The 6,190-nt window shown below is 38.1% G+C and carries 2 protein-coding genes; both read left to right on the top strand.

The window, feature by feature from the left end:
- Positions 1-1,624, top strand: a 1,624-nt coding sequence (locus tag ABD915_RS06150; protein WP_345116599.1) for an autotransporter family protein, incomplete at its 5' end; no start/stop codon positions are given.
- A gap of 1,280 nt (positions 1,625-2,904) precedes the next feature.
- Complete coding sequence (locus tag ABD915_RS06145; protein ID WP_345116597.1) at positions 2,905-5,772, top strand: autotransporter outer membrane beta-barrel domain-containing protein; 2,868 nt, start codon at positions 2,905-2,907, stop codon at positions 5,770-5,772.
- Positions 5,773-6,190 lie beyond the last annotated feature (418 nt).

Here is a 6,190-nt window from a genome sequence, read left to right as displayed (position 1 = left end):
TGGTTGGGTAGATGATTCATCACTTTCACTCGTAAGCCTTATGGGTGATAGTTCTATTAATTTTAAAAAATTAAAGTCTGCTTCGACTTACGATTATCGAACACTCCACATTGGAAAAGGAACGGGTAAAGTTTATATGGCGCGGGATGGTGCGCATATTTACCTTAACACATACTTGAATAGTGGTGGTTCTCTTGATAAGCAAAAAACTGATCGTGTTTTGATACATGGTGATGTTTCTGGAACAACGATAGTGCATGTGCGTGGTGTTTCAGGAAGTCCAGGGGGATCTACGGGGAGTGGTGGGAATAACCAAGGAATCTCAATTATTCAGGTTTCTGGAGAGGCAAATCAAAATTCTTTTCAGTTAGATGGTGGTTATGTCGCGCTGCACGGAACACCTTATCAATATAAACTCAATGCTTATGGTCCACAATCTGAGTTAGGGGAGGCAAGTTCTTCTCAAAGATTGGTGAAAGGTAGCGGAGAGTTTTGGGATTTCCGCCTCGAGAGTAAATCTATTGATTCTGATATTAAACCTGGACCAACTCCAGCACCTGGACCTAGGCCTGAACCTTCTCCTAGTCCAGAACCTGGTCCCGCTCCAGCTCCTATTCCTCCTAGACCAGCTCCGGAGCCTGATCCTAAGCCGGAGGTTAAGGCTGTTGTTCCGCAAGTTCCAACTTATCTGTTTTTGCCAAATGCTTTATTTCATACAGGTTTGATGAGTATTGGCAGTCAAAATAAGCAATTAGAAGCTTTACGAATTGCTTCTGGAGGATTGTTGAAAAATGATGGAGATCCTGCCTTTTTTGTGCGTGGTTATGGTGGTAATCACCGCTATACTTCGAATCTTTCCACGCTTGAATATGGTTATGGAGGCGAGCTTGACTATAATGCCATCGAAGCGGGTGTTTTACTACAAACAATAGAAAATGCATATGGTACTGCTTCTTTTGGAATTATAGGGTCTTATGAGAGACTTTCTTTGCAACCCTTAGATGTTGAACAAAGTCAAAAAAGCGCGTTTAATAAATGGTCCGTTACAGCGTATGGCGGTATGCAATATGACACAGGCTTTTATGTTGATGGTCTTTTATCCTATGGATTGTTTAAGGGGGATGTTCACACTCTTGCACGTGGTAAGACGGCAACATTAAAGGGAACACCTCTAAGCGCTTCATTGACTTCTGGTAAAGCGTTTATGATAGAGGATGAAGGTCTTATTTTTGATCCGCAGGTTCAGGTTGTTTATCAGCGTCTCCAGTTTAATAAGGCGCATGATATTGATGACTTTGATATTGAGCTGGGAAACCTTGATCAATGGCTGGTACGTGCTGGTGGGCGTTTAACAAAGACGCTTTCTGTAACCGATGAGGGGCGCGTTGTTTCCTTCTATGGCAAGCTTCATCTTACTCATGGTTTTGGAGAGAAACAAGCTGTTCATTTCAAAGACGCTTTTCAGCTAGGAGCTTTTGGTTCTTCCTTAGAAACGGGATTAGGTTTTAATGCCCGATTGTCTCCAAAATTCGCCCTTCACGGTGATCTGGTTTATCAGCACAAACTTACCAAGGCTGGTTTTTCTGGTACCAGTTTTTCTGGAGGACTGCGTTATCAGTTCTAATTTTTCATGTTTTTGACCCATTCTTTAAAAAGCCATAAGCTATGCTTGTGGCTTTTTCTCTTCTTTTAAAAGCTTTATATTGCTTAGCATTTTTGAAGAAAGATATTTTGCGTATTTTATTTTAAATGCCGTTTCTGGCTGGATTTTTTTAGTTCTTTTGAAGTTTTTCTTCTTGAGAAGGTCTGTCAGTTTTGTGTTCAATAGTTTCCAAATTTCGTATTTTATGGTGATTTTCTATTGAGCATAATACATTGAGTTATAAAGATAATTCATTATTTAAAAACTTGAATGGAGAATCCTCAGTACAGTAAAATTCTCTCATTTCAAATCTTCTTAGGTTAAACCAAAAAAATTGTTCGCTTGTACATCACAAGAGAGAGTGACGTGTGGATAAATAACAGTTTGAGAAAGGCGTAAATATCTTCTTTTATGAACCATATCAATACAAGAATAGTGGCAACATTGGGAGTTGGAAAATAGGATAACGGTGCTAGCTATGTATTTTTATAAGTTGGTGATGTTCAATGGATTTTGCATTATACCTTCACGGGTCATGTCGTAAAATGAGTTTAGGATGAGATAAGGATGTTTTTCTAAAATAAACCGTGAATTAGCAGTTCCATGGCGTGCTGTTCTTCATGAGTAGCATATTAACTCATGAGAGTGCGAAAAGTAAAAGTTTTGGCTACTTAGTAATCTCTGTTATTTAAAAAAGAGAGTTCTAGATGCTTTTGAAAGTGGTAAAGTCGCATTAACAGAAAGTGGTAAAAATGAGCAAAGGTTTATACCTTTACACCTTTATATACTCTCCCAATTAGGTTGTATTTTCGTTTCAAAAATTACCCGAATAAATATACGTAATATACTTGCTTCAAGTTGGCGTAAAAAAGCTTATCTAGTTTGCAGCGCACTTATCCATTCTAATTTCTGTCTTAAGCATGTAATTGCGTTAGTGCTGGGTGTTAATCTAAACGCAATAACTAAAGCACATATTTCATTAGTGCAAACTTACTAATGTTGTTTTTGAATAACCGCTTTTTAGTGAATTTCGTATTACTTTGCAGCGGTATTTTTAACAGTTTTTTACGAAAATTAAAGATTTATATTGTTATTTCACATTTACATAAAGCACAAAATAAATTAATAATATGCACGATTTTTAACAAATAGTATTAAATTACTGATTTTTATAAAGGCAACTTGTTATAAAGACAATTAGGCAAGATTTGTCTTCTCTTAATGAAATCTTAATGAAGGGGGGAAGAAATTATGGTAGAATTATGGTAAAGGTATTTAAAAATCATCTTGCGTTATGTGCTTTCACAACAGCTATTTTTTTCTTTGTGCACAATGTTGAAGCCCGTGTGGAAGCTTCTAGCAATAGTGGGACCTCATGTAATGAGAGTGCTTCATTTTATCGGTGCAGTGATGGTCAAGAACATAAGATTTCTGATAAGGTTTATTCACTAACGGATAAAAATCATAATAGTGTTGGTGCAGCCATAGAGGTATCTGGGGAAGCTACAGATGTTACAGGCAATAATATAACGGTTAATGGTCTTTCGCGTGCAAACGGTGATTCAGAAAAGAACTTTTGGCAGTATGGAGCAAAGGTATCGAACAAGACGCACCTCTCTCTGGTTAATTCGACTTTGAATAATGTTTTAGTGGGAGTGGAAGCTCATGAGGGGGGGCACGTTGTACTGTCCGGTGGGTCAATTGATGCAATGAAAACTGGTATTTCTATAGTTCGCAGTGATGGCAGTCCTCTCGGTCAAGTTCATTTAACGAATACAAACATTAAGACTGGTGGTGTCGGAGTTAAAGTAGAAGGAAAAGCAGTTTTTATTTCAAAGGGTGCTTCTATTACAGATGAAGTCCGTCAGATGATGAATGCAGAAAACTATAATGGTAATTCAGCTTTTCATATACTTCGAGGTGGTTTTGTTGAGTTTTCTGGAGGGAGTGTTGATGTTGCCAACGCCCATGGACTTTTATTCCAGGAAGATAATCAGAGTCTGGCTGATATTAAAAACTCTACTCTTACAGTGAAAGGTCGTGCATTTTATGGTATGCGTTTAGGGCAGGGGGCGTTGCTTAGCAGCAAGTCAGAAAAAAACTCCTTTAGCTATATTGATTTAACAAGCACGACTTTTGAAGTGCCAAACAGCACAGCTATTTATAGTACTAAGTTTAATAGTGTAATTAAGCTCTCACAAAATTCAAAGATTTCTGGAGATTTATTGCTGAGGGCTGAGAAAAATTCCACTGTAAAGATTATAGCTAATGCTTCTACTCTTATAGGGAGAACTTATGTTGATGAAAATTCTACTGCCACGCTACGATTAGACAATAATTCAAAGTGGATTTTATCGCGACCAAAATATGAAAAACTGCAAGATTCTGCTTCTTCCGGTTCTCAATTAGGTAATTATTCATTTATTTCATCGGTCAGTCTCAATAATAGTTCTATTATTTTTGAAAAATCAAAATCCGATACGACTAATGATTATCAAATACTTCACATTGGAGAAGGGAAAGGTGTTGTTTATAGTGGAAATGGTGCTTCTTGGATTCTCTTGAATGCACGTTTAAATCCTAATGATACAAGTGATAGTCAAGTAAGTGATCGGCTTGTAATTCATGGTGATGTTAAGGGAAAAACTATAGTACATGTACAGGGCGTTTCGGGCAAAGTAGGAGAAGGTAATACTCAGAAGGCTCACAGTGTTTCGATTATTCAGGTTTATGGGGATGCATCGCCTGATTCTTTTCAATTGAATGGTCAGTATGTTGCACTGGATGGAGCGCCTTATAAATACGTTCTTCGTTCTTACGGCCCAGGAGCTACTGGAGAGCAAGAGCATATTAGACAGAAATTTGTTCAGGGTGGTGGAGATTTTTGGAATTTTCGCTTAGAAAATGAATATGTTAAAACATCTGGTGATTATAGAAGTACTCCTACCGTTTCTGAGCGTACACCTCCTGCAGATATTCCTGTTACGGATATTGTTCCAGTATCTTCTGGAGGGGGGACTTTTGAGGCTGAATCTGTTCTTCCTGAAAAATCTGTTACAGATGGAGGTGTTGCTCCTGAGGTTGGGTCTGTTCTTCCTGAAAAATCTGTTACGGATGGAGGTGTTGTTCCTGAGGTTGGGTCTGTTCTTCCTGAAAAAGCTGTAAGATCTGTTGTTCCGCAAGTTCCGACTTATTTGCTCTTACCAAATGGTTTGTTCCATGCTGGTTTGATGGATATTAGTAATCAAAACAAGCAGTTGGAAATATTGCGGAGCACTTCCAGTGGAATGGTAGAGATATATGAAAATCCTGCTTCATTTTTCCGTGGCTATGGCGGAAGTTACCGTTATGCTTCAGATTTGTCCGCACTTGAATATGGTTACGGAGGTGATTTCAACTATAATGCTATAGAGGCGGGCATTTTGCTGAAAACAATTGAAAATGCTGACAGTGCCATATCCTTTGGGATTATGGGAACTTATGGCAAACTTTCTCTCCAGCCTCAAGATGTTGAACACAGTCAAAAAAGTGCTTTTGATAAATGGATTGCTACAGCATATGGTAGCATGCAGCATGATGCAGGATTTTATGTCGATGGTCTTTTCTCCTATGGTTTGCTGAAGGGTGATGTTCTCACTCTTGCACGTGGTAAGACGGCAACAATAAAGAGCAATCCTTTGAGTGCTTCATTGACTGCTGGTAAAACATTTATGACAGGGCATAAAGGTGTTGTTTTTGATCCGCAAATTCAGGTTGTTTATCAAAATTTACGATTTGATAAGGCCTCTGATATCGATGGCTTTGATATTGAGATGAAGAGACCCGACCAGTGGGTGATGCGTGTTGGTGGACGTTTAACTAAGGTGCTTGCTGCATCTGAAAAGGGTCGTAACGCTTCTTTCTATGGCAAACTTCATTTTACCCATGGGGTTGGTGAAAAACAAACTGTGTATTTCAAGGATGCTTTCCGGTTGGGTGCTTTTGGATCTTCTCTAGAAGCTGGATTGGGCGTTAATGCTCGCTTGTCTCCCAAATTTGCCTTTCATGGTGATATAACCTATCAGCACCGTCTTACCAAGGCTGGCTTTTCGGGAGTGAGCTTCTCTGGAGGATTGCGCTATCAGTTCTAATTTTTCATGTTTTTAACTTATTCTTTAAAAGCCATAAGTACGACTTATGGCTTTTTCTCTTTCTTCATCAATTTTATCTTGCTAATATTTTTGAAGATAGAGGTACTTTGCACGTCTTAAAAGTGTTTTTTTATGCGATTTCTTTAATTCATCTTGAGAAATTTGATCAGTTTTTATGATTGATAATTTCCCAAATTCTTGTTTCATGAAGATTTGTTCTATTCGTACAAACTTACTAAAGCTGTTTTTAGATCATTGCCTTTTTGAGGGATTTACCTTTGGTTTTTCTTTGGTCCACTCTCTTTGATAACCACAAGCACAAAACGTGACTTTATTGTGTTATTTTTTTGATCTTACCTTTACATTTTGTCCAAAACGAATTATACGATTGATGCATAACGGAGCAATCGATAGATGT

Origin of the sequence: Bartonella jaculi (genome assembly GCF_039543045.1) — a bacterium.
GTDB classification, from domain to species: Bacteria; Pseudomonadota; Alphaproteobacteria; order Rhizobiales; family Rhizobiaceae; genus Bartonella; species Bartonella jaculi.
The sequence above is the reverse complement of the archived record's forward strand: the minus strand, read 5'-3'. Positions and strand labels throughout refer to the sequence as shown.